The following is a 23,228-nucleotide window of genomic DNA, read 5'->3' on the forward strand; positions in this document are numbered from 1 at the left end:
TGATGAAGCGCATAAATTCGGTAACTTTGGCATTCCTATCGTTAAGTACGGTCGTCTTTTCGACTATCCTATTGTCTGTTGGCGTTATCCAGCCTCAATCCATCGCCCAAGATGCGCTAGTATCTCAAGCGCTGTCTGATTCTGAGGAAGAAGAGTTGGAACAGTTGCGGGAGGAACAGCGTATCCAAGAACAGGTGCAGGCGGAAGCTAATCGCGCCTTTAGTCGCACCACCACCCTGTTTAATGTCCTCCTGGCTGTCTTAGCGCTGCTGTTAATTGCGGCGATTGTTGGCTTATTCCTGTTGCGACGGGCGGTAATTCGTGAGGTGGCGGATTTGGTGCGGGCGCATCTGAATGAATTAACCGACTTGGAAGGGAAGATTAATCAGGCGAATCAACAGGTACAAGCGATTCTGGAACGTACCGAAGATTTAGCCAATGATTTGAATCGAGAAGCCGATGACTTCTATGAAGATATTGGCATGAAGCAGAAGGAGTCATCCCAGCTTCTGAGTGAACTCTCGGACTCCCAACAACAAGCACTGCGGGATTTAAATACCCATATTAAAGACGCCCAAAAAGCCCTTGCCCAAGTTGATAACGAGTTTTCTGATCATTTATCCCAACTGCGTTCTCAGGTGGAATCGGAACAAACGGATACCCTGGAGAACCTGAAACAATTAAGCGCCCAATTTACCCCGGAACTGGCGAAATTGCAACAGGATACCCACACCGAAAAAGATCGGGTGGTGGAAAACCTGAAAAACTCAGAAACCGCGTTTAGTAATCAACTGGCGGAACTGTTTAACCAAGCCCAAAGCCAACGGGATGCAATTCTCCAGAGTTTAGAACAACTGAGTAGTGAATTTGCCCCAGAACTCTCGAAACTGAAACAGGCGACTGAAACGGAAAAAGCAGCAATTATCCAGCGCTTGCAAAAAACAGAAACCGAGTTTGGTAAGCAATTAACCCAATTGCAAAACGAGGCACAAAAACAACGGGATAGGATTCTCCAGAACTTAGAAAAACTCCAGAAGGAGTTTACGCCCCAGCTTGACCAAGTGAAAGGGTCACTGGATGCTCAAAAAGCGACGATTTTACAGAATTTGCAACAGGCGGAAACGGAGTTTAAACAGCAATTAACCCAACTGCAAACCACGACGAAACAAGAACGGGAGAGTATTCTAGAGAATCTGCAACGCCTCGCCTCAGAGTTCTCACCGCAATTGACGGAGATTAAAACCCAAGCCGAACAACGAGCGCAACAGCAGCAAGCGACAGCGTTTGAGGATGTGGAACGGTTACGCCAAGAGGTGATGCGCCAACTGGAACAATCTCAATCGCAAATTCAAGGAGAGATTGATCAAACCTTGGGCAATTTGAAAAAATTGGAACAGGAGGTAACCAGTCAGCTTTCAACAACTCAATCAGGGGTACAAGAAAACCGCGACCAAACCCTGCAACGCTTGAGTCAAATCCAAAGCGAGTTTACCAGCCAATTTTCCCAATTCCAGTCGGCGATTCAAGAGCGCAAAGATCAGGCATTTCAAAGCCTGGAAAAACTGGAGTCTATGTTAACCGATGAGTTGACAGATATCCAATCTGATGCTAAAGGACAAAAAGAGGAAATCCTGCAAAAGTTGGCAGAGATTACGCCAACAGAAATTGCCGAATCCGCCTTATCTGATGTCCTGCAACAAATCCAACCCCTGACGGAACAACTGGAACGATTGAATCAGAATCATCCAGAGTTTTTCTTGAATGTTAAGGATTATATTAATCAGGGGGATAATTTATTTGCCCAAGGTGACTATGAAGAGGCGATCGCACGATATGATCAAGCCTTAGAACTACAACCCGATAACGCGAATCTATGGCATCAGCGCGGTGTCGCCTTGTGGGAATTACAACGCTATCAAGACGCGATCGCATCCTTGGATCGGGGGCTAGAACTCGCCCCAGAAGCCCCGGATACCTGGTACTATCGCGGATTAGCCTTGCGAGAATTACAGCGCTATGAAGGGGCGTTAGTCGCGTTTAATAAGGTGATTCAAATCCAGCCTGATGATTACAAAGCATGGCTAAATCGGGGAATGATGCTAGGGAGATTGAAACGCCGGGAGGATGCGATCGCCTCCTTTGAGCAGGCGTTGGAAATCAAACCCGATTACCATGAAGCCTGGGTGAATCGCGGCGTGGTACTCGGCGCACTCCAACAACATGAAGAAGCGTATAATTCCTTTGACAAAGCCGTGCAAGTGCAACCCGATGATGGCATAGCCTGGTTTAATCGCGGGTTAGCCTTGGCGGTATTGGAACGGTATGAAGAGGCGGTAACCTCGTTTGAGAAGGCGATCGAACTGAAACCGGAGTCTCATAAAGCGTGGACCTATAAAGGTAATATGTTACTCAAGTTGAAACGAGAGCAGGAAGCCTTAGAGAGCTATGATCAGGCATTAGCCATTCAACCCGATTATGCTCCAGCTTTTTATCAGAAAGCCATCGGCTATGCTCACCAACGTCAGGCTCACTTCAGTATCGACAACTTAGAGAAAGCGATCGCCCTGAATCCGGCGTATCGTCAGGAAGCCAGAACGGATTTGGACTTTGACGCGATCGCAGAAGATGATCGATTCTGGAGGTTGATTGAACAATAAACGATTGAGACATTAAATCAAATGATAATTCAAGCAGAAGAACGACGAATGACGAATGACGAATGACGAATGACTAAGGACAAAAAAATGACACCCGAACAGATGGATACACCTATTCTGGACAAGCTAATTGAACAACTGAAAACTATGCCTCAAGACTTGCAGTGGCGAGTGCTGGAATTTGCACGCACTATTTCCGGTTCAACAATTCAAGGCGTCCCTGGGCGACAATTACTACGTTTTGCAGGTTCAATTCCACCCGATGATGTTCAGTTGATGCGCCAAGCAATAGAACAAGATTGTGAGCAGGTTGACCTTGATGAGTGGTAGATACTTATTAGACACTAACATCATCATTGCGCTCTTTGCTGATAACGTAGCCGTGAGAAACAAGCTGATCCAAGCTGATGAAGTCTTCATTCCCAGTATCGCCGTTGGCGAGTTGTATTATGGTGCTAAGAAATCAGGACGGCAAAAAGACAATTTAGAACGGATTAATGAATTAATCGCCAACAGTACTGTCCTTGGATGTGATACACAAACGGCTCGTTACTACGGGGAGGTCAAAAACAAGTTACGTCTTAAAGGGCGTCCTTTGCCTGAAAACGATATTTGGATTGCCGCACTTACTCTCCAATATAACTTGACATTAGCAACACGCGATCGTCACTTTCAGGACATCGAAAATCTACTAACTGTTGCTTGGTAAGTCCTTAACCCCTTACAAAGGACATAGCTTGCGCTCTTCGAGTATGATCAATAACCAATGACAAAACAATGACACCCGAACAAAAACAAGAAATCACCGAACTACGCGCCCGCAACTTAACCCCGAAACAAATTGCTCGCAAGTTAGGATTACGGGCGGCTGAAGTTACCACCTATATCAAAGAACAGGCGGAGGAAAAAACACTTGCCCGTGTCGCATCGGGAGAACTAGATCCCGTTGTCGAATGCTTTGTCAACGCCAACTGTGCGGACTATTATCTCCACGAAAACCCTGATCCAATCGAAGAAACCGAGGCAAATATTGACCGAGGGTTAGCCTTAGTCTGTATTACCCGCAAAGCCAAGTATGACCGATTCACCGTTTGTACTTACCTACTAGATGTATGGTGTCTCGGCGTCAAAGATACCATGGGTCCGCGTCAACTGAATTCAGTTGAATATAAACAGATGCTAGACTACGCCTATCAAGGCTTTCCCGAAGGTTCTCAAAAAATTACCCTTGAACAAGCCCAATCCTTAGTTTATAGTGCAGTAGAGTATGCTGACCAATTAGGCTTTAAACCCCATCAAGATTTTCAGCAATCGCGATTTCATTTAGGCAAGTGGAGTGGTCAACCCAAAATTCAAATGGGTCGCAATGGTAAACCCTTTTATATTAGTGGTCCCTACGATAACCCAGAAACGATTATCAACATCTTGCGAAAAAATGTCGGTGAAGGAAACTTTGACTACATGACCCAGTTATTTGATGATTCTGATGAATCTGGTTCATTCACTGACTCGTTGTTAACTGAAACCTTGTTAAAGGAGCTTTTATAAAGCCTATTTTAATTAGAATGACACTGAATTGAAAGTTTGTAGTAAGCGCTTTAGCGCTTCTGACACGCTTCGTACCTACAATGACCAATGACCAATGACAATCCCCACCTGCATAAAACGTGAACCATTACTTTGCCACAGTCGCCCGTGGATTAGAACCCATTGCGGCGCAAGAACTTGAACGCCTAGGGGCGCAGGAGGTGCATCCGGATTTTACGGGGGTGCATTTTCAGGGGGATACGGCGTTAATGTATCGGGTGAATCTCTGGGCGAGAACGATTTTTCGGGTACTGGTTGTTTTAGCCGAATTTCCTTGTGCGAATGCGAAACAGCTTTATCAGGGAGTACAAACTATCCCCTGGGCGCAATACCTGAAACCCCAGCAAACCTTGGCTGTGAATGCAACTGGAAAGACGAAACAGCTTAATCATAGCCATTTTACCGCCCTGCAAGTCAAGAATGCGATCGTTGATCAACAACGCAGTCAGTTTGGGAAGCGGTCGAGTGTTAATATAGACAAGCCTGACTTGTTAGTTAATGTTCATCTTCATCAAAATCGATGTATTCTCAGTTTAGATAGTTCAGGAACCAGTTTACATCGACGCGGATATCGCTCTGCTATGGGACTTGCGCCTCTGAAAGAAACCTTGGCGGCTGCTTTGTTAGAATTAGCAGAATGGCATCCCCAGTTACCGTTATTAGACCCCATGTGTGGTTCGGGAACGATACCTTTAGAAGCTAGTTTAATCAGTTTAAATATTGCGCCGGGATTGTTTCGAGAACAGTTTGGATTTGAGCGGTGGTTAGACTTTAATCCTACCCTTTGGCAACACCTGCTCAATGAGGCAAAAGCCTGTCAACACAAGGAATTGGCTGCACCCATTATCGGATGCGATCGCGCGGCGGATATCCTCAGCCAAGCCCGGAGTAATGCCCAGGATTGTGGCATTTTTGACCCGATTAATTTTGTTCAAAAAGACCTTACCCAACTCGAACCTCCAGCAGGTAGCGGCATAATTATCTGTAATCCGCCTTACGGAGAACGGTTAGGCAATGTTCAGGAATTGGGAGACTTATATAAGTTACTCGGTGATATTTTTAAACAACGGTTTAAAGGCTGGACGGCATTTATTTTAACTGGGAATAAGCAGTTGGCAAAACGAGTCGGATTGAAAGCATCGCGCCGAATTCCGGTGTATAACGGGTCGATTCCTTGCACGTTTCTGAAATATGAATTGTATTAATTTAAGATAAAGAGTCTGAGGCAATATTGGATTACAGCAGTTTGCTCTCTCTTGCGGTACATTGTCAATCCCCCTAAATCCCCCTTAAAAAGGGGGACTTTGATCGACTGTACTTTATAGAGAGTGCAAAGCGCTGTAAGGGGAATGGCACGCTCGATAAGCATTGTGAGATCGCCAAAACCTTTGATATACCGTAGGGTGGGCTGTGCAACGCCAGCATACCAGGAGCGTGACATTTGGATTAAGGGCGCAAGCATTGCGCCCCTACAGTTTTGGGGAACTTATCGATGTCGAATCGATCGAATGATTAAACCGATGGGAAGTGCGATCGCAACCGCAATGATAATATGAATCAGGACGTTCAAACCATTGTAGGTGGTACATTTCACCACACCTGCACTGGGACAAATCGGTATATCGGAGTTGGTTTGATTCTGGATCACGGTTTGGATGGGTTGGGAATCAACTTGGGAGGATATCCCACTTACCGCTAATCCGGTTCCCACCACGGCTATCCAGAGTTCTAGGTTTTGCAGCTTCTGGTCTAAAGCGCGTTGGCGAAGCCTGTTCCTTCAGAACGTATCGCGTTCTGCTTGATCTAAGTCTACGATGCCTCGCACGGTTTCTAGCATTTGTCCGAATAAGTCTTGTCCGGGTGATAGATAATTGATGTCGGTTTGGATTTGCTGTTTCCAGACATGGCTTTCTTTGAGGAATTTGCCCCAGAATTGGGGGATATCGCCAAATTGGGCAAGTTTCTGTTGCTTGGTGTCAAAGTTGGTGAGATTGGTTTCCATCGCTGTATGATGGGCGCGTAAGTCACGCAAGCATCGGGCGTAGTCGAGGGCGGTGTGGGGGATTTGGTTGAGCAGGTTTTTTAGGGCGTCGAGGCGGGTTTGTTTGTCGGTGGTGAGGTTGGGTAAGGTTTGGATTTGTTGTTCTAACTGGCTGTAGAGGTGTCGGGCGTCGGGGTAGCGTTGGCGGGATTGGTGATAGATGTAGCGGAGTTTGTGATGGCAACAGAGGAGTTGCAGGAGTTCATCATAGCCTTTTCCCAACAGTTCAACAGTGGGAGAGTGGTTGGTGTTGAGAGAGATGAGGATATGACATTGTTGGGCGGGGTTATCGGGTTGGCTGGGTTGGGTGGCGAGGTAGTGGAAGAGGTGACTCCCGAAGAGGCTGTCTTGATTCTGGAAGCTGGGATTGAGGGGAGTGTTGGCGAGGAGGGCGGTGGCACATTGTTCAGCGAGGGTGGCGCAGTCGGTTTGGGCGTCTACTTCGGCGTATAACCACAGGGTTTGTCCGAGGGAGGCTTGGATGGTGTTGGGGAGGAGGGATTGGGGGCGGAAGTGTTGCAGTTGGGGGAGGGTGATGTCGAGGTGGGGAGAGTCGGGAGTGAGAGTGAGATCAATGGCGTAGGTGTCATTCAGGCGAAAGGGTTGCAGATTGGCGGTGATTTTGAAGCCATCGGCGGTGGAGATAGCGCCTAAGTCGATATCTTTTTGGGCGTGGGTAAGCCAGTAAGTTTTTTGTCCGGGTTCGTTTTGGGGGGTGTATTCGGTGTTGGTGTAGCAGATGAGTTGGGATTTGAGGGTAGTCAGTCCAGGGAAATGTCCCAGATTAGTCAGATTATCCCATAATAAAGCCGCATCATCTGCCACGCGATCGGGGGCGTCGGTGAGGGTTTGACGCAGGTGGAAGGCGTAGAGGGTGAGGCTGACGTTTTTCATTGATTAGTTATTGGTCTTATGTCTTATGTCATTTGTTGATGGAAATTGCCGCGATTTTTATTAGCCTATAATACAGAATATCTGTAGGGGTACGGCATTGCCGTGCCCTGTTTAGCTGAAGATATCGCCCCTCTCCCCCAGCCCCTCTCCCACTCCGGGGAGAGGGGAGCAAGAGAGGGGATGACAAAGGAGGCTTCGCTTTTTTGGCACGGGAGAGGGGAGCAAGAGAGGGGATGACAGAGGAGGCTTCGCTTTTTTGGCACGGGAGAGGGGAGCAAGAGGGGAGCCAGAGAATCCGGTTCCCCTTCTCCCCTGGTGGGAGAAGGGGTTAGGGGATGAGGGGGAAAATGTTGAGGAATAGACAGACACAGCTTAAAAGCTTGCCAGCATTGCTTTTCTAGCTTAAGTTGACACCAATGGGCAATGCCGTGCCCTGTTTAGCTGAAGATATCGCCCCTCTCCCCCAGCCCCTCTCCCACGCCGGGGAGAGGGGAGCAAGAGGGGGAAAAAGATAGCTTGTTGCTTCAAATTAATCATTTATTATTAGCTTCTCGCTGCATTCTCCGTTCTATCAGCTTGAGTCGAACCGCCAATCCCTATCGCTTAATTGGAACCTTGAGTATTAGGTGGGTTTGTCTGGGGTGTGGATGGGGGTGAATGTCTGAGAATATGATTAATAATCATGTCCTTCGCCGCTGGGCTTTGTTGATTCGCTGGTGTGGGAGATTTGCTATTAGCGACTCCTAGACCGTTGTTCAAGTTGACAGAAGAATCGGTTGATGCTTTTCGCAACTGCTCATCGTAAGCGGTTGATATCTCAGGATGAGACTCTAACCATTGGTCAATTTCCTCAATGATTTCCTCTGTATCATCTGATAGATTAATCATCCGTTGATGTAAGTCAGCCCAGTCTTGGGTTGAAAGTAAGTCAGATTTATCGTCTAATACTTGACAAAAAGCTGAGATGCTATTTTCATAATCAGACATAATTTAAACTCCTTTGCCAACAGCACAAAAAGCCGCCCAATAATAGGGAGATTCAAACGGTTTTTCTGTGACTCCCTTTTCAGTTTCGATTGCGTGGAAGTACTGATCCAATTTTATCCGCCAAATCCGATTGAGTCGGGAGTGGGGTAGCCATGCGCGAAAATCCTGCACGGTGCTATCTCTGAGCCAGCATTGGGCGGTATTCAGGGCGAGGGCGATGTTCTCGTGTTGCTGGAGTTCCTGATACAGTTTCACCATTAATAATGCTGTAGCCGCAGCGCTGACTGCCCAAAGGCTACTGACAACGTTGGTGCTACCCGCTAACAGGAAACCGTAGGGTAAGCTGATATATTCATCGCTGGGTTTAATTTCCGGTATGCCTGTTTCGCAGGCGGAAAGGGTGACGAGGCGACAATTACTCAGGCTAAAATCAGCAATGATATTTTCTAGGGTGAGGAATCCATCTGTTAACTGTAAGCCGGAATCCAAAACAGAATCCGAACGAAAATAGCCGTGACAGAAGAAGAGGAGACAGTTGGCAGCGTCGAGAGTTTCCCCAGAGGAGAGGAGGGCGGATTTAGTAGCTTTGTCTTTTTTGAGGCTATCAATCTGGGGAAATTGTCTGGTGATGGCAGATACTGCGCCTAAGTCTTTTTCGTATAAATCAGGTGTGGGAGTTTGAATAGCAAACAGGTGTTGAAAGTGAGGGCGTTGTCGTTCCTGTAATTGGTGCAGGAGTTGGCAACTGGGTATATAGCGGATGCCTTTGGGAAAGCGAGAGAATAAGTCTAAGGCGTGGAAGGGGAACAGGTGAAGATAACGATGGGGAATCAGGATTAATTGGGTGCAGGTTTCGGGGATGTGGGTGAGGATATCGTTAATATGGAGTATTTCGGCTAGCTGGTTGAGGCGTGAGGGGAGTGAGGTTTGCCAGTTTTGTTGGAGTTGTTCTGTTTCGGCGTCGGTTTCGGCGAGTCTGGGGGCGTAGTAGGCTTGGAGATAGTCGTTAGCCCAGGTTTCTAGGTTAGTTAAGTCTTCGGGGGTGGATGTCCAGATGCAGGGGAAACCTCTCTCCAAACCTCTCTCCTGCGAGGAGAGAGGCTTTGAATTCTTATTATTATTCCCTACATTCTCATTATTCCCTACATTCTCGTTATTCCTTAAATTCTCCCCCTTCCCTTGCAGGGAAGGGGGCTGGGGGGTTAGGTCATTAATAATCACAGCGCGGAAGCAATCATCGAAAATATACCATTCAATAATTGCCGTATTCTGATCAATCAGTGTAGAGAGTTGGTCAAACTTAAGGGGTTTATAAGGATAAAGTTCGTTATAGCGCTGGCGTAGTTGGTTGATATGGCTGTAGTCTATCTCTTCTACAGTTATCGATTTTGCCGATAACTTTTGTTCCCCAGCCGCCTGTAACTGATTTAGGCGTCGCTGTTCAATGAGAATCTCTTGCTGTAACTGTTGCAATTGGCTTTTGATCTGGGTGGGAATTTCGCCATCGGGGTAAAGGCTGCGGCTGGTGAGGAGTTCGATCAGGTTACGGGTTTTGCTGCGTTCGATGTATTCCCAGGCTTGGGTATTGTCGGCTAATTCTAGACAGACTTCGATTATATTGCGATAGATTCTATTGAAATATTCCGCTAGTTTCTGTTTATCAGCATCATTAGCCGTACCTAAACTAATCTCGACTCTCTGGAATTCAACGGTATCAATCGCTGTGGCAAAGGCATGATAGGCGTTGTCCAATTGTCGGGCGTCTCTGTAGGCATTCCCCAGATTATTTTGCGTCATTGCCCATTGGCTAGGAAAGGCGTCACGGGTTCTGATTTCCAGGGCGGCTTGATAGGATGCGATCGCATTTTCTATATTCTCTGCCTTCTCTCCCCGGATTCTGTCTCTGTAGGCATTCCCCAGATTATTTTGCGTGGCTGCCCAGTCGCTGGGAAAGGCGTCACGGGTTCTGACTTGAAGGGCGGCTTGATAGGATGCGATGGCTAGTTCTATATTCTGTGCCCTCTCTCCCCGGATTCTGTCTCTGTAGGCATTCCCCAGATTATTTTGCGTGGCTGCCCAGTCGCTGGGAAAGGCGTCACGGGTTCTGACTTGAAGGGCGGCTTGATAGGATGCGATCGCAGTTTCTATATTCTGTGCCCTCTCTCCCCGGATTCTGTTCCAGTAGGCAGTACCCAGATTATTTTGCGTGGCTGCCCATTGGCGAGGAAAGGCGTCACGGGTGTAGATTTGAAGGGCGGCTTGATAGAATGCGATCGCAGTTTCTATATTCTGTGCCCTCTCTCCCCGGATTCTTTCAGAGTAGGCATTTCCCAGATTATTTTGCGTCATTGCCCATTGGCTAGGAAAGGCGTCACGGGTGTAGATTTGAAGGGCGGCTTGATAGAATGCGATCGCAGTTTCTATATTCTCATCCCTCTCTCCCCGGATTCTTTCAGAGTAGGCATTTCCCAGATTATTTTGCGTCATTGCCCATTGGCTAGGAAAGGCGTCACGGGTTCTGACTTGAAGGGCGGCTTGATAGGATGCGATGGCTAGTTCTATATTCTCTGCCCTCTCTCCCCGGATTCTGTTCCAGTAGGCATTCCCCAGATTATTTTGGGTCATTGCCCAGTCGCTGGGAAAGGCGTCACGGGTGTAGACTTCCAGGGCGGCTTGATAGGAAACGATCGCACATTCGATATTCTCTGCCCTCTCTCCCCGGATTCGGTAATAGTAGGCATTCCCCAGATTATTTTGCGTACCTGCCCAGTCGCTAGGAAAGGCGTCACGGGTTCTGACTTGAAGGGCGGCTTGAAAGGATTTAATCGCCTTTTCCATATTCTCTGCCCTCTCTCCCCGGATTCTCTCACCGTAGGCAAGCCCCAGATTATTTTGTGTGGTTGCCCAGTCACGAGGAAAGGCGTCACGGGTTCTGACTTGAAGGGCGGCTTGAAGAGATGCGATCGCACATTCGATATTCTCTGCCAAATCTCCCCGGATTCTGTCACTGTAGGCATTCCCCAGATTATTTTGGGTCATTGCCCATTGGCTAGGAAAGGCGTCACGGCTGTAGACTTGAAGGGCGGCTTGATAGGAAGCGATCGCATTTTCTATATTCTCTGCCTTCTCTCCCCGGATTCGGGAATAGTAGGCAGCACCCAGATTATTTTGGGTCATTGCCCATTGGCTAGGAAAGGCGTCACGGCTGTAGACTTGAAGGGCGGCTTGATAGGAAGCGATCGCATTTTCTATATTCTCTGCCTTCTCTCCCCGGATTCGGGAATAGTAGGCAGCACCCAGATTATTTTGAAGGGTTGCCCAATTTTCTGAGTGATTCTCGCGGGTAAAGATAGTGAGCATCACTTCATAACCCTTAATCGCGATTTCCAGGTTAGTGGCTTGACTTCCTAAAGGAAACTGCCCAATCAGATTACTGAAATTACCAATAGTGGCGGCAATAAATTGGGCTTGTTCGGCTTCCACTTCTGCTAGTGTTGCCGTTCCCCAGTCATACAATATCTGGGCAAAGTTATCATCCAATAGATGCAGGTTTTGCTGGAGGAGGGGATAGACAACTTGCGGATTAACATCACTATCTGACGTTGCTTGTAATACTTGCATCAGGAAACGCAGTTGAGCTTCAGGAGTAGCAGTTGAGTCAGATAATCCCAAGAATTCCCCTAACTGATTCGCCATTCCGATTAAAAACTGCGCCGCATTTTCATCACCCCTCTCTGCTAACGCTTCCGCCACCTGTGTCATGGTTGCTACTAACCCCGCATCCACTAACTCAGCGTTATCCTCTAATATCTGCCCTTCCTCACTGGGACAGGTTAATAGGGCATTAATCAGCGTTAGATAGGCTTGTAGGCGTTGTTCATTCATGGGGGAATTGAGAGGGGAGATGCTAACTAGGGTATACCAAAAGACAGAGGGGGTGATGGGGTAATACGGTTTAATTGAGCCAGTTTTCTAGTTTTAATTAGGGACACGAGAAAATTCACGAACATTATTGGTGATGACGGTGAGATTCAAACTGAGAGCATGGGCAGCAATCAATAAATCGTTACCGCCAATAGGTGTTCCTTGTTGTTCTAAATGAGTTCGGATTTCAGCATAATATTGCTCTACGGGGTAGGTTAGAGGCAAAATCTCAAGACTATCTAAGATGGCTTCAATGTTTTGGGTGAGTTGAGGCGAGTTCTTTTTTTGGGCTCCAAATCTTAACTCACAAGCGACGATGATGCTTGTACAGATTGTTGCCTCGCCAACACTTTGGATTTTTGTAAAAATTTGTTCTCTGGGATGCTTGACTAATTCTGAAATGATGTTCGTATCTAATAAATAGCAGTAATTCATATCTATAGAGAGACACCATGGCGCGTCTTTTTAAAGTTCGATATCGTCTAGGGGTAATACGCCTTCGTCAACGTTGGGAAAGTCTTCATCTAGGGGTTCGAGAGTGGCGAGAACACAGAGGAGGGATTTTTTCTGGTAGGGTTCGATAATCAGTTTGCCGTCTTCTTGGCGGATGGTGACATCTGTTGTAGATAGAGTTAAGTCTTGGGGAATGGTTAGGGTTTGGGTATTTCCGGTTTGAATCAGTTTGACGTGATATTCGGTGGTCATAGTAATTCTTTTCCTATCATTTCCGGTTGCCAATTAAAACATTCACGGCATTTTCTTCTTCTCTTCTAATAACTAGGGTATAGCCAAAGCGTTTCGATGTAGACAGACGTGTCTAACTGTTGGGGTTGTTTCTATAAGAATTTGAGTCATCTTTAGACGACTTGCGCTTTTAGCCTCGAACTCGACTCAGAACGACAGACACAGATTCGATCGCACTTAAAGTTGACACTGATGGCTCAAATTTTCCCCCTCATCCCCTAACCCCTTCTCCCGTGCAAAAAAAGCGAAGCATCCGCTGTCTTCCCCCCTCTTCGTAGGGGGGAACGAGGGGGCTCACAAGGGTAGGTTTTTTAAGATTGCGGTTCAGGTTAGACTTGGAAGACAGGTAGACCATCACTTCGACTTCGCTCAGCGACCGTAGACAAGGAAGAGTGAGAACGAAAAATAGGGCGTTTCGGCTTTTAGAAGTTAGTTTGACCGAACCGAATTCTATACGGTTTTTCCCCCTTGTCTTCTTTCCTTCCTTGTCCCCTTGTCTTGTCTCCACCCTTAAATAAAAAACCTACACCTGTCAGAACGAGGGGGGTGGGAGAAGGGGAACCAGATTCTCTTACTCCCCTCCCCCTTGCCAAAAAAGCGAAGGAGGGAACGAGGGGGGTAGGGGGGAACGAGGGGGGATGGAAAGGGGTTAGGGGTGAGGGGTTGAGCTTAAGTTGAAATCCTGCGCCAATTGCTGCACAATAAACAACCCCACCTGAGAATTTCCTGTCTCATCTAACGCCGGAGAATAACAGGCGATCGCCCCCTGAGACGGTACAATAGACAACATCGCCCCACTCACCCCTGACTTGGTTGGTAATCCCACCTCCGTCGCGAAGCGACTAGAAGCTTGATACAATCCACAGGTGATCAGAATGTCGTTAACCGTGCGGCGGTGTTGGGGTGATATCATGCTACTATCCTGCCCCAGCAACATTCCCAAATTAGCTAAATCCGTCACCGTTCCCGATAGACAACAGACGTGATTATAAGTATCCAGGGCAATTTCTGGACAATCCAGATACCCTACAGTTGCTAATAAATTCGCGATCGCCTGATTTCGTTCATTGGGGAGAGAACGCACCGACTGTAACATCGCCTCATCTAACACCAACTGAGAGTGCGATCGCTGATTCAGCCACTGGCGCAGGCTTTCGCAACGAGACGCCCCATCCTTACCCGGTAAACGCCCAGCGAGTGCGATCGCGCCACTATTAATCATTGGGTTACGCGGCTTTCCCCGATCCGCTTGCAGTTGCGCTAAGGAATTAAATGGCTGATCAGACGGTTCCATCCCCACCTGAGAAAATACCGCCTCTGTCCCCAATTGTTCTAGCAAGAATAGCAAGACAAACGGCTTAATCACACTCATCAACGGAAAAGAACAACGAATATCACCCGCCGCCACTCCCTCACCTTTAATCCTCTGTACCTGTATCGCCACCCAGCCTGGATTTGCCTGCGCTAGTAAGGGGATATAGGTTGGTAGTTGTCCTCCTTGACATTTTACTTTTGCCTGAGCGATTAAAGTATTGAGTTGATCTGAAGTCAATGCGGATAGTCCCAGAGAAGATTGATGATGATTCGGGTTATCCCTGTCACTGATAGGGTGCGACGTCTCAATTTTTTCAGCCATGCTACCCCCGATTCAAATAGATTGATTAAAGTGCAGATTTAAACCCTGAGCAATAAAAGCGAATCATCCACTGATCACCCTTAACTATTCTTATTGATAGATGTTCAAACTCCTAACGTTAACCGATAATGAATAGATCAATCATGAAAGTATAATCGGAGTTTAACAGAATATGGGTTGGTTACAACGACTATTTGGCATGGACAAGCCACAAGAGGCAAAAGTAAACCCTCCAACACAGCAGCAGCCTTCATCCGCCGCCAGTCGTCCAAAAACAGATGAAGCCCCAGCCACGACGAAACTCTCCACCACTCCTCCAGAACGTCTTGGTTTACATGGAGAATATGACCAAAGCGGTTTAGCCAAGCGGGTGGCGTTAGCATTTGATGAAGATCCGGATTTAGATGACATCAGTACGCTTTATGTCGCCCAAACGAGTACCACTGTGGTGTTGAAAGGTAAGGTTCCGAATCAGGCTATTTTAGACAAGATGGTGAAGGTGGCTAGAGGTGTTAATGGTGCCAAAGCGGTTGACACGACTCAAGTGACAGTAGGTTAACCTGTTCGCTATATTAGGCTATAATCGACCAAAAAGGCATTAGGTTAAAATCTAATGTCTTTTTCAATTATTTAAGCATTTCACCGTAGGGGCGCACTGACGTGCGCCCAATTTAACCGTAAAATCTATTCCACCATTTTAGATGTGCCACGCCACTCCATGAGTGCAACCTATCCGAAACACTTGACAATGGACTCAATTTTTCCGACAGTCTTAAAATAATCCGAAAATCTCGTAGACAATGAGTTGCTTATCCACAAAAAAACAATCATCTGTAACCATAGTCGGGGCATTATTCATTGCTTTAGCACCAGGAGAACAAACCTCTGCAACCTATAGCGCCGAGCCTCTATTCGATACAGTTAATACCTATCAAACAACAATTACAACCAATGGTGATCCCGCTGATATTTATTTCCCAATTCCCTCAAATTCTAACACCAACACCAATCAATTTCCCATCGCATTAATGCTGCAAGGAGCATTAGTGGATAAAGCCGACTACGCCAATTTCGCCAGTACCGTTGCCAGTTACGGATTTGTCGTGATTGTCCCTAATCATGAACGAACTGTAACCAATCCCAGAACAGGAGAACCCGTCACAGGGTTTATTGCCGAACAGCAGCAAGTCCATGATGTTCTTTCTTATATGAAACAAGAAAACACTAATCCGGATTCACCGATTGCGGGAATTGTTAATACCAATAAACTAGGATTACTCGGACATTCCTTTGGCGGTTTTGTCGGATTAGCTGTTATTCAAGACATCTGCGTTCCTAGAGTATGCGCTGGTAACTTTACCCAGCCTCCCGAAGTAATGGCTGGTATTTTCTATGGTACAAACTTTAAAGATCCCCCCGAAACAGGTTCATTTCCGCCGATTAATAATCAAATGATTCCTACCGCGTTAATCGCCGGAAGTCAAGACACGATTGCCGATTTAGTTGAAATTACAGCTACTTACAACCAGATTCAAGATCCACCCAAGGCTTTAGTCATTGTCAAAGGGGCTAACCATTATGGGATTACCAATGAAGATAACCCCGTTCGCGATCCTGTTAGACCTTTATTAGACCAGGATGTAGCCACAGAAACTATCGCTCGTTGGAGTGCCTTGTTTTTGCGATCGCATCTACTTAATGATACTGCCGCTTTTGACTATCTGTACAATAGTGGGGATGATCAGGATGAAAATGTCATCGTGATTCACCCGATCAATCCCCTTTCTGAATCGGCGTTACCTTCTAATTGAATGAGCCGACAAAATTACTCTTCAATCTTCACCGAAAGAATCTTATCCCCTTTCTGAATCGCATTAACCACCTCCATATCCTCTGTCTTGCCAAAAACAGTATGGACGCCATCTAAATGGGGTTGAGGCGAGTGGCAAATAAAAAATTGACTTCCGCCAGTATTGCGACCTGCATGTGCCATCGATAATGACCCAGCTAAATGCTTATTGGGGTTAATTTCACAGTTAATCGTATAGCCAGGACCCCCCGTACCCGTTCCCAGAGGACAACCGCCTTGAATCATAAAATCGGGAATAACGCGATGAAAATTCAGTCCGTCATAGAATCCTTTTTCACTGAGATCGACAAAATTTTTCACTGTATTCGGAGCATCTTTCTCGAATAAATCTAGATGAATTGTACCTTTTTCCGTTTCCATAATGGCGCGGGTCATAGTTTTTTCCTTGCGTGTGATATGTTGTTAGGGTTGAGTGAAACTGGGGAATAAGTCACATTATCTGGCACGATCCGTTTCAGCATTAAACGCCATTTGCCAAAACTCTGCTTCTAATTGAGCGACCTGCAAAAATGCAGACTCGGCTTGCTGTTGAATGGATTCTGACGCCTCTGGCAATACCTGATTCGCTTGCTTTTCCAACAAAGTGACATACTCAGTAAATCCAGGATTTCCCCAGCGTTGTGCAAATTCATTGTAAGACCCACTCATCTGACCTGGCAATTGCCAGCCTTGATTATATGCCAATTCAATCGCCCAAAACGCAGTGGCTTGAACCGGATAAGGCATATCCCCAAGCGTTTGCATGAAGTGACAGTATTGGTTACAGGCGGGTTGTTTCTGAGTATTTAGATTTAGTTGGTCAGGGCGGGTTTTGTACAAAGATTACGATCAATAGCAAAAATAAAGACCCTAAACCCGCCCCTACAATTTCCCCAACTCACCCCTCTCTTGCCTACAAAACAGACTGTTGCCAATATTGATAGACAGAATAAGCCAGCGTTACCACACCTGTAATAATCGCCGATTCATTCACTTCAAATTGGGGGTGGTGTAAGGGATAATTAGGCTTATCCTTAAACCCGACGCCAAGGCGGAACATCGTACCCGGAGCATGTTCTAGATACATGGAAAAATCCTCGGCTCCCATAGAGGATTCGGGTAAAATTTGCACTCGATCACTTCCCCAAGCTTCCTTGGCAGATGCTTCTAAGATTTGAGTTAAAGCTAAGTCATTTTGCACCGAAGGCACACCCCGGCGATAACTCACCTCATAGCGAGCGCCATACATCTGGCAGACATTTGCCACAATTGACTCAATCCATTCTGGCAGATTCGCGTGAGTTTCGGGGTGGAGCGATCGCACGGTTCCGGCTAAGTGGACTTGATCGGCGATCACATTCGGGGCGCGTCCACCATTAATCTGTCCAATTGTCAAGACCATCGGACGTAAAGGATTCTGAGTCCGGCTAATCGCTTGCTGTAAGGTAGTAATCACCTGAGCCGCAATCCAAATCGCATCCACGGCTTCATGGGGACGGGCACCATGACCCGATTCCCCGGTAATAAAGATTTCCAAATCATCCGCCGCCGCCGTGAGTGCGCCGTAACGGACACCAATGGAACCGCCTGGAATCGAGGGAAACACATGAACCCCAAAAATGGCACTGACATCATTCATCGCCCCATCTTGCACCATCCAGTTGGCACCTTGGGCAATTTCTTCAGCAGGTTGAAACAAAAAGCGCACATTTCCCGGTAATTGTTCCCCCAATCCAGACAACACCATCGCCGTACCTAAACCAACAGTGGTGTGAACATCATGACCACAGGCGTGCATTATCCCCATCTTACGGGAGGCAAATTCTAGAGGGGCGGCTTCAGTAATCGGTAACGCATCCATATCCGTGCGAATCGCCACTAAGCGTTCATCAGTCCCCCCAACTAACTCACCAATCACGCCCGTTTTGGCAATCCCTTCTTGGACAACAATGCCACAGGACGACAGAACACCCGCGACATAAGCCGCCGTTTGGTATTCCTGACCGCTCAATTCCGGATGACCATGGATATGGCGGCGAATTTCAATCAGACGCGGTGCGAGTTCTTGGGCGAGGTCTTTGATTCGGCTAAGCATAAACTAAACGAGAGGTCTCACTGTACCCACTGTATCTATTTCAGCATCTAAATATCTGAAAAATAATGCAACCATCGGTCGTTAGACTAAGACATTAATCCCAATCAAAATGGGAGTGGTATGGTGGGCAATCATGCGTGTCAACTTAAGCCACAACCTTTGCCAATTCGGGTTTACAGCCATTCAAGGTAGGCTATGCCTCAACCGGGGCATTTCCTTGAACGTGGTAACGACAATATCTCTACTTATCCTACTTATCCTGCTTCCCCTGCTTCCCCTGCTCCCCCTGCTTCCCCTGCTCCCCCTGCTCCCCCTGCTTTTAGCGCTTAAGTTGACACCAATGGTGGGCAATGCCCACCTACAGATGGAGACTGGTGACATCCTCCCACACCAAATCAAAAATTATGGTGTGGGCTTCCCCAAATCACTTTGAGGATTTCCTAGTTACTCCCTTACGGGATTTTGCCACTTGCCTAGTTTTGGCTTTCACCAACCCCCGGTAGATCGGCTGCATAGGCAGTTTCCTTTCCCGCTAGCCCAGCGGTACTAATTAGCTCTATTCCTCGGTTTCTGATCACCTGACCACTGGCAACATCCCTATCAGTTTTGTAGCCACAATGAGGACAATCATGTATCCGAATGCTCAGGTCTTTTTTGACCTCACCCTTACACTCAGGACATTCTTGAGAAGTACCCCTAGCATCAACAACAGCAAAGAACTTTCCGCGCTTCCAGCAGATGTACTGGGTGATGGTGCGAAATTGACCAAAACCGCTATCCAACATCTGTTTCCCAAGAAACCCTTTAGCGGTAATGCGGTAATCAAGGTCTTCCATGAAAACCATATCACCCGCGTCGCAAAGGGCGTGCGCTTGTTTAAAATGAAAATCTTTTCTGGTGTTATCAATTTGGTGGTGAAGTCGAGCTACCTTAAGGCGCTGTTTTTCGTAATTTTTAGACCGCTTTGTTTTCCTGGATAGCCTGTGTTGCAGCAATTTCAGCTTGCTCTGTAGTTTCTTAAAAAACTTAGGCGGTTCGACAACAACTCCATCACTGGTAGCTAAAAACTTATCTAAGCCCACGTCTACTCCAATCGGATATCCATGGGGCTTAGGGTCAGGGATACTGACATCGCATTGAATATTAATAGATGCATACCATCGGTCAGCTTTTCGTATGATTCGTACTTGCTTAACTGTAAAACCATAAGGAATAGGACGATGCAAATTAATAGGAATCGCCCCAAGTTTGGGTAATTTGATATGCAAATCGGTTACAGGGTTTTCCTTAAATTGAGGAAACAGTAACGATTTAAGCTGCCCAAACTTTTTAAATCGGGGAAAGCCAAACCCGCGAGACTTAAAGTAATCCCAACCTTTATGCAACTGCTTAATCGTTTGCTGAAGGACTTGAGAGGGAACCTCTTTTAACTTGGGAAATTCCTTCTTAGCTTTAGGTAAATTGTTAAGCTGTTGAACCTCGCTGGGAAACTTGGTATCTGCTGGAATGATGTACTCTTTTTCCAACGAACATCTATCAATCAAGCACTTACGACTATTGCACCAATCCTTTATCTCCCCCAATGCATAGTTGTATGCGCGGCGGCAAATTTCCATCCACTCAATTAACCGTTGTTCTTGAGTGGCATCTGGATAGATTCGGTAGCGATAGTTAAATGTCAGCATACCGCTATTATAGGACATTTACTGGCTAGTCGTGTACTGTTAAATGTTAATTTAGGTAACGTTGAGTCACCTAAATTAACTTGGGGTAGTTGTGTATCCCAACGCTGACCCTGAGCGGAGTCGAAGGGTACAGCGTGGGTCTTACAACGCCCCCAAACCCCCTACTAAGGTAAATCCTGATTCCCTTAACTAAGGGGTTAATCCCGATAACAATGGAAGATGTGGAGAATGAGCAAACAATCATGAAAACCTACGATTGGATTGTTGTTGGTAGGGGTATTACCGGAGCAGCACTCGCCTATGAACTTGCCCAGGTAGGGTTAAGGGTTCTGTTGGTCGATTCGGACACAGCAATTCAAGGCGCGACTCGGTACAGTTATGGCGGTTTAGCCTATTGGTCAGGGAAATCCGACCTGACGAGAGTAATGTGTGCTGAGGGAATTGAACGCCACAGGCATTTATCAGCGGCATTAGACCATGATACCCAGTTTCGGGAATTGGATTTAGTCCTGACTATTTCCGCCAACCAAGACCCAGAAAAAATGGCAGCGGCTTATGCTGATTGTGCCATTCCACCCAAATTACTCTCAGTCGAGGACGCTTGTGAGTTAGAACCCCTACTCAATCCTAATGCGATCGCGGGCGTTCTTACGGTTCGTCATGGTCATATTCATCCGGAACACCTCACCCAAGGCTATCGCCAAGCCTTTTGTCGTGCTGGGGGTGAACAGCAGATAGCTCAAGTGGTGGAACTCCTGCGCCAAGGGGATAGGGTTCAGGGGGTGAAAACCTCAGATAATCAAACCTATCATGCTGCCAATACAGTGGTTTGTGCCGGGGGATTCAGTCGCGCCTTGCTTAACGCCGCTGGGATTCAGGTGCGCGTCTACTTCACCCACGCGGAGATGATTGAAACGCCACCAGTTGACCTGAAATTGCGAACATTAGTCATGCCCGCAAACACCCAACGCTTTCAACTTGAAGCTCAAGCCAGCGCTGCGGAGGTAGAACCCTTTTGGGATCAACGGGGTTATGAACCTGTACCGCCGATTTTAGACGCGGGGGCGATTCAGTTTCTAGATGGCAGTTTACGAATGGGTCAAATTAGTCGTGTTCTGACTCAACCCTTTGCCGCCATAAACTCAGCCGCGAGTGAGTCTGCGATTCGTACTCAGGTGGGGAATGTCCTACCTGCTTTAGCCAGCCTACCGGGAACTTGGCATCACTGTTTAGTGGCATTTGGTGGTAATAATTTACCTGTGGTGGGAGCAATTGAGGGCGTAGAGGGTGTCTATATTTTCTCTGGATTTACCAATCCTCTGGTATATGTGCCACCCTTAGCCCAACGCTTTGCCCAATGGGTTATGGGTAAAGAGGATCAGATTATCGCTCAAATTTCGCAGAATTTGTAGGGAATAGGGAACGGGGAAGCGGGGGAGCATGTTGAATATCACGCTCCTTAAGCTAGGTTCGTAGTAGGCACTTTAGTGCCAGAAGTCAGAAGCGCTTTAGCGCTTACTACAAACTCTTAACTTGTCAATGACTAGCCGCTGTAGCTTTTTCTTGAGGTTTGGCTGAGCCTTGAGTTCCCAATTGGATTAACTCAATCTTATAGCCAGTCGGGTCTTGGACAAAAGCGATGACAGTGGAACCATGTTTCATTGGACCGGGTTCCCGCACGACTTTACCACCCCGTTCCTTGATTTGCTCACAGGTTCCGTAAATATCATCCACGCCAATCGCAATGTGACCATAGGCATCACCCAACTCGTATTGGTCAACACCCCAGTTGTAGGTGAGTTCTAACACGGTATGGTCAGATTCATCGCCATAGCCGACAAACGCTAAGGTGAATTTCCCGCCGGGATAGTCTTTTTTCCGCAATAGTTTCATTCCCAGCACGTCACAGTAGAATTTGAGCGACTCATCTAAGTCACCGACGCGCAGCATTGTATGTAGCATTCGCATAGCTGATTATAGACTCCTTACGTTTATTCATGTTTCTTTGCTTTTCATTCTATCGAGGCGGTGAGGTAGTGCAATAGGTGAATCCCTCACAAACCAATCCCCAACGGCGAATCTTTAAATCATCGGGGTCAATATGTTCAAGTCTAATATAACGATCAATACCGTCTGCTTCAGGGTCTTTACTGCGTTCTTTACTCAGGCTTCCTCCATACCCGTTCACGTTCCTCCCATTCATCCCGCATCTGACTAACCCATTCCTGAGCATCTTGACCTGCTAATAAATTGGGTGCAATCCCGCGAAAGTCTTGTAAAGGTCGTCTACATTCTGTATTCTTGGTTTCAGCAATATATTGCAGCAAATGTTCATAATCGGCATCAATGTCTTGACATTCTTCAACCTTATCATCTTCCTGAACACGCTGTTCTAAATAATGTAAAACCTCAAGCCGTTCTTGCTTATTTAAACTGTCAATTTGATTAAAAACATCTTGTAATTGGGTACTCATACATCCTCCAAACTTCCTAAAGTGATTTAATCGAAACTACTGACCCACTTGAAAAATCTGTTCTGCTGTGAGATTAAGCCCAGAGAACGTAGGAGAAACAATCACATCATTCCCGCGAAATTGAGTCATTTGATACTCTTCCTCAACCAGTTGATAAACAGATACCATCGGTTGTTTCGGACTCCCTAAAAAATTGCGTCCCCCCAGCGCAGCATAATCAACAATCCAATATTCAAAAATACCCATTTCTTCATAATCTGCTCTCTTTTTGAAGTAATCATCACGCCAGTTGGTACTAACGACTTCAACAATGAGTTTGACGGATTGAGCATTTTCAATAATAGATTCTTTTTGCCAACGGGGTTCTAATTTTAGGGCTTCTTGGTCAAGGACAATAATATCAGGCTCATATCCTGATTTCCCATTGCTAGATTTAACAATCGATTCTCTAGGAATTGTCCAATTTCCTCGCTTTCCCATCTGGACAATGGTAAGAATTAACTCTTCTATTAAAAAGCCTGTTACGTTAGAGTGTGTTCCAGTGGGTTTTGGCATTTCGACAATTACCCCATCGTGGAGTTCGTAGCGTTTTCCTGTATTAGGATACCACGCAATAAACTCTTCAAAGGTAACAGTTTTGGTCAAAGATTGAACC

20 protein-coding genes and 2 pseudogenes are annotated in these 23,228 nt (G+C 46.6%); 8 read left to right on the top strand and 14 right to left on the bottom strand.

Annotated features, from left to right (window positions below; translation table 11 throughout):
* Positions 1-2 precede the first annotated feature (2 nt).
* From MC7420_RS02115 to MC7420_RS02135, 5 genes are all read left to right on the top strand, one after another.
* Positions 3-2,657 carry a tetratricopeptide repeat protein gene (locus MC7420_RS02115; RefSeq protein WP_044204323.1) on the top strand — a complete coding sequence of 885 codons (2,655 nt, stop codon included), beginning with the start codon at positions 3-5 and terminating at the stop codon, positions 2,655-2,657.
* Positions 2,658-2,759: 102 nt separating this feature from the next.
* Positions 2,760-2,987: a hypothetical protein gene (locus MC7420_RS02120; protein ID WP_044204509.1), complete on the top strand. Its 228-nt coding sequence runs from the start codon at positions 2,760-2,762 to the stop codon at positions 2,985-2,987.
* Positions 2,977-3,366, top strand: a complete 390-nt coding sequence (locus MC7420_RS02125) for a type II toxin-antitoxin system VapC family toxin (protein ID WP_006098245.1) — start codon at positions 2,977-2,979, stop codon at positions 3,364-3,366. Before MC7420_RS02120 ends, MC7420_RS02125 begins: the two co-directional genes overlap by 11 nt.
* Before the next feature lie 68 nt (positions 3,367-3,434).
* Entirely contained in the window at positions 3,435-4,205 is a 771-nt protein-coding gene (locus tag MC7420_RS02130; RefSeq protein ID WP_006097874.1) for a hypothetical protein, read from the top strand.
* Positions 4,206-4,324: 119 nt separating this feature from the next.
* Positions 4,325-5,449 carry a THUMP domain-containing class I SAM-dependent RNA methyltransferase gene (locus MC7420_RS02135; RefSeq protein ID WP_006098265.1) on the top strand — a complete coding sequence of 375 codons (1,125 nt, stop codon included), beginning with the start codon at positions 4,325-4,327 and terminating at the stop codon, positions 5,447-5,449.
* 281 nt (positions 5,450-5,730) lie between these two features.
* On the opposite strand, the gene MC7420_RS34765 is transcribed toward MC7420_RS02135, so the two are convergent.
* The 7 genes and pseudogenes from MC7420_RS34765 to MC7420_RS02170 form a co-directional block, all read right to left on the bottom strand.
* Positions 5,731-5,955 (bottom strand): hypothetical protein, encoded by a 225-nt coding sequence (locus tag MC7420_RS34765; protein WP_157452988.1) that lies wholly within the window; start codon positions 5,953-5,955, stop codon positions 5,731-5,733.
* A gap of 66 nt (positions 5,956-6,021) precedes the next feature.
* Positions 6,022-7,179: a hypothetical protein gene (locus MC7420_RS02145; RefSeq protein WP_006097879.1), complete on the bottom strand. Its 1,158-nt coding sequence runs from the start codon at positions 7,177-7,179 to the stop codon at positions 6,022-6,024.
* A 603-nt stretch (positions 7,180-7,782) separates the two neighbouring features.
* The gene (locus MC7420_RS02150; protein WP_006097819.1) at positions 7,783-8,166 is read right to left on the bottom strand and encodes a hypothetical protein; all 384 of its coding nucleotides are present in this window, start codon (positions 8,164-8,166) and stop codon (positions 7,783-7,785) included.
* A 3-nt stretch (positions 8,167-8,169) separates the two neighbouring features.
* Complete coding sequence (locus MC7420_RS02155) at positions 8,170-12,051, bottom strand: CHAT domain-containing protein (RefSeq protein WP_006097971.1); 3,882 nt, start codon at positions 12,049-12,051, stop codon at positions 8,170-8,172.
* A gap of 70 nt (positions 12,052-12,121) precedes the next feature.
* Positions 12,122-12,525: pseudogene (locus MC7420_RS02160) on the bottom strand (PIN domain-containing protein).
* A gap of 30 nt (positions 12,526-12,555) precedes the next feature.
* A complete protein-coding gene (locus MC7420_RS02165; protein WP_006098284.1) occupies positions 12,556-12,795 on the bottom strand; it encodes an antitoxin in 240 nt (79 codons plus the stop codon).
* A 688-nt stretch (positions 12,796-13,483) separates the two neighbouring features.
* The gene (locus MC7420_RS02170; protein WP_006097878.1) at positions 13,484-14,470 is read right to left on the bottom strand and encodes a glutaminase; all 987 of its coding nucleotides are present in this window, start codon (positions 14,468-14,470) and stop codon (positions 13,484-13,486) included.
* A gap of 172 nt (positions 14,471-14,642) precedes the next feature.
* On the opposite strand from MC7420_RS02170, the gene MC7420_RS02175 reads away from it, so the two are divergent.
* Complete coding sequence (locus tag MC7420_RS02175) at positions 14,643-15,029, top strand: BON domain-containing protein (protein ID WP_006097961.1); 387 nt, start codon at positions 14,643-14,645, stop codon at positions 15,027-15,029.
* Positions 15,030-15,270: 241 nt separating this feature from the next.
* The gene (locus MC7420_RS02180) at positions 15,271-16,281 is read left to right on the top strand and encodes an alpha/beta hydrolase family protein (RefSeq protein ID WP_006098018.1); all 1,011 of its coding nucleotides are present in this window, start codon (positions 15,271-15,273) and stop codon (positions 16,279-16,281) included.
* Positions 16,282-16,295: 14 nt separating this feature from the next.
* Here MC7420_RS02180 and MC7420_RS02185 read toward each other — a convergent pair whose 3' ends face one another.
* The 4 genes and pseudogenes from MC7420_RS02185 to MC7420_RS02205 form a co-directional block, all read right to left on the bottom strand.
* A complete protein-coding gene (locus MC7420_RS02185; RefSeq protein ID WP_006098078.1) occupies positions 16,296-16,715 on the bottom strand; it encodes a peptidylprolyl isomerase in 420 nt (139 codons plus the stop codon).
* Between the two features lie 60 nt (positions 16,716-16,775).
* Positions 16,776-17,159, bottom strand: coding sequence for a thiaminase II/PqqC family protein (locus MC7420_RS02190; RefSeq protein ID WP_006097805.1), 384 nt, complete (start codon positions 17,157-17,159; stop codon positions 16,776-16,778).
* Positions 17,160-17,232: 73 nt separating this feature from the next.
* A complete protein-coding gene (locus MC7420_RS02195; RefSeq protein ID WP_006098198.1) occupies positions 17,233-18,414 on the bottom strand; it encodes a M20 family metallopeptidase in 1,182 nt (393 codons plus the stop codon).
* 424 nt (positions 18,415-18,838) lie between these two features.
* A pseudogene (locus MC7420_RS02205) lies at positions 18,839-20,099 on the bottom strand (RNA-guided endonuclease InsQ/TnpB family protein).
* 242 nt (positions 20,100-20,341) lie between these two features.
* Here MC7420_RS02205 and MC7420_RS02210 point away from each other — a divergent pair.
* On the top strand, positions 20,342-21,511 hold the full coding sequence (locus tag MC7420_RS02210; RefSeq protein WP_044204518.1) for an NAD(P)/FAD-dependent oxidoreductase: 1,170 nt from the start codon (positions 20,342-20,344) through the stop codon (positions 21,509-21,511).
* Positions 21,512-21,635: 124 nt separating this feature from the next.
* On the opposite strand, the gene gloA is transcribed toward MC7420_RS02210, so the two are convergent.
* From gloA to MC7420_RS02225, 3 genes are all read right to left on the bottom strand, one after another.
* Positions 21,636-22,067, bottom strand: a complete 432-nt coding sequence (gloA, locus tag MC7420_RS02215) for a lactoylglutathione lyase (protein ID WP_006098088.1) — start codon at positions 22,065-22,067, stop codon at positions 21,636-21,638.
* A 191-nt stretch (positions 22,068-22,258) separates the two neighbouring features.
* On the bottom strand, positions 22,259-22,573 hold the full coding sequence (locus MC7420_RS02220; RefSeq protein WP_044204330.1) for a hypothetical protein: 315 nt from the start codon (positions 22,571-22,573) through the stop codon (positions 22,259-22,261).
* Positions 22,574-22,609: 36 nt separating this feature from the next.
* The coding region (locus tag MC7420_RS02225; protein ID WP_006098161.1) for a Uma2 family endonuclease at positions 22,610-23,228 on the bottom strand (619 nt) is incomplete at its 5' end.

This window comes from Coleofasciculus chthonoplastes PCC 7420, from assembly GCF_000155555.1.
GTDB lineage: Bacteria > Cyanobacteriota > Cyanobacteriia > Cyanobacteriales > Coleofasciculaceae > Coleofasciculus > Coleofasciculus chthonoplastes_A.

What these genes read in the sequence shown, in the direction of transcription:
- MC7420_RS02115 (WP_044204323.1), top strand. Translation starts at nt 3, where the DNA reads ATGAAGCGCATAAATTCGGTAACTTTGGCATTCCTATCGTTAAGTACG.
- MC7420_RS02120 (WP_044204509.1), top strand. Translation starts at nt 2,760, where the DNA reads ATGGATACACCTATTCTGGACAAGCTAATTGAACAACTGAAAACTATG.
- MC7420_RS02125 (WP_006098245.1), top strand. Translation starts at nt 2,977, where the DNA reads ATGAGTGGTAGATACTTATTAGACACTAACATCATCATTGCGCTCTTT.
- MC7420_RS02130 (WP_006097874.1), top strand. Translation starts at nt 3,435, where the DNA reads ATGACACCCGAACAAAAACAAGAAATCACCGAACTACGCGCCCGCAAC.
- MC7420_RS02145 (WP_006097879.1), bottom strand. Translation starts at nt 7,179, where the DNA reads ATGAAAAACGTCAGCCTCACCCTCTACGCCTTCCACCTGCGTCAAACC.
- MC7420_RS02150 (WP_006097819.1), bottom strand. Translation starts at nt 8,166, where the DNA reads ATGTCTGATTATGAAAATAGCATCTCAGCTTTTTGTCAAGTATTAGAC.
- MC7420_RS02155 (WP_006097971.1), bottom strand. Translation starts at nt 12,051, where the DNA reads ATGAATGAACAACGCCTACAAGCCTATCTAACGCTGATTAATGCCCTA.
- MC7420_RS02165 (WP_006098284.1), bottom strand. Translation starts at nt 12,795, where the DNA reads ATGACCACCGAATATCACGTCAAACTGATTCAAACCGGAAATACCCAA.
- MC7420_RS02170 (WP_006097878.1), bottom strand. Translation starts at nt 14,470, where the DNA reads ATGGCTGAAAAAATTGAGACGTCGCACCCTATCAGTGACAGGGATAAC.
- MC7420_RS02175 (WP_006097961.1), top strand. Translation starts at nt 14,643, where the DNA reads ATGGGTTGGTTACAACGACTATTTGGCATGGACAAGCCACAAGAGGCA.
- MC7420_RS02180 (WP_006098018.1), top strand. Translation starts at nt 15,271, where the DNA reads ATGAGTTGCTTATCCACAAAAAAACAATCATCTGTAACCATAGTCGGG.
- MC7420_RS02185 (WP_006098078.1), bottom strand. Translation starts at nt 16,715, where the DNA reads ATGACCCGCGCCATTATGGAAACGGAAAAAGGTACAATTCATCTAGAT.
- MC7420_RS02195 (WP_006098198.1), bottom strand. Translation starts at nt 18,414, where the DNA reads ATGCTTAGCCGAATCAAAGACCTCGCCCAAGAACTCGCACCGCGTCTG.
- MC7420_RS02210 (WP_044204518.1), top strand. Translation starts at nt 20,342, where the DNA reads ATGAAAACCTACGATTGGATTGTTGTTGGTAGGGGTATTACCGGAGCA.
- gloA (WP_006098088.1), bottom strand. Translation starts at nt 22,067, where the DNA reads ATGCGAATGCTACATACAATGCTGCGCGTCGGTGACTTAGATGAGTCG.
- MC7420_RS02220 (WP_044204330.1), bottom strand. Translation starts at nt 22,573, where the DNA reads ATGAGTACCCAATTACAAGATGTTTTTAATCAAATTGACAGTTTAAAT.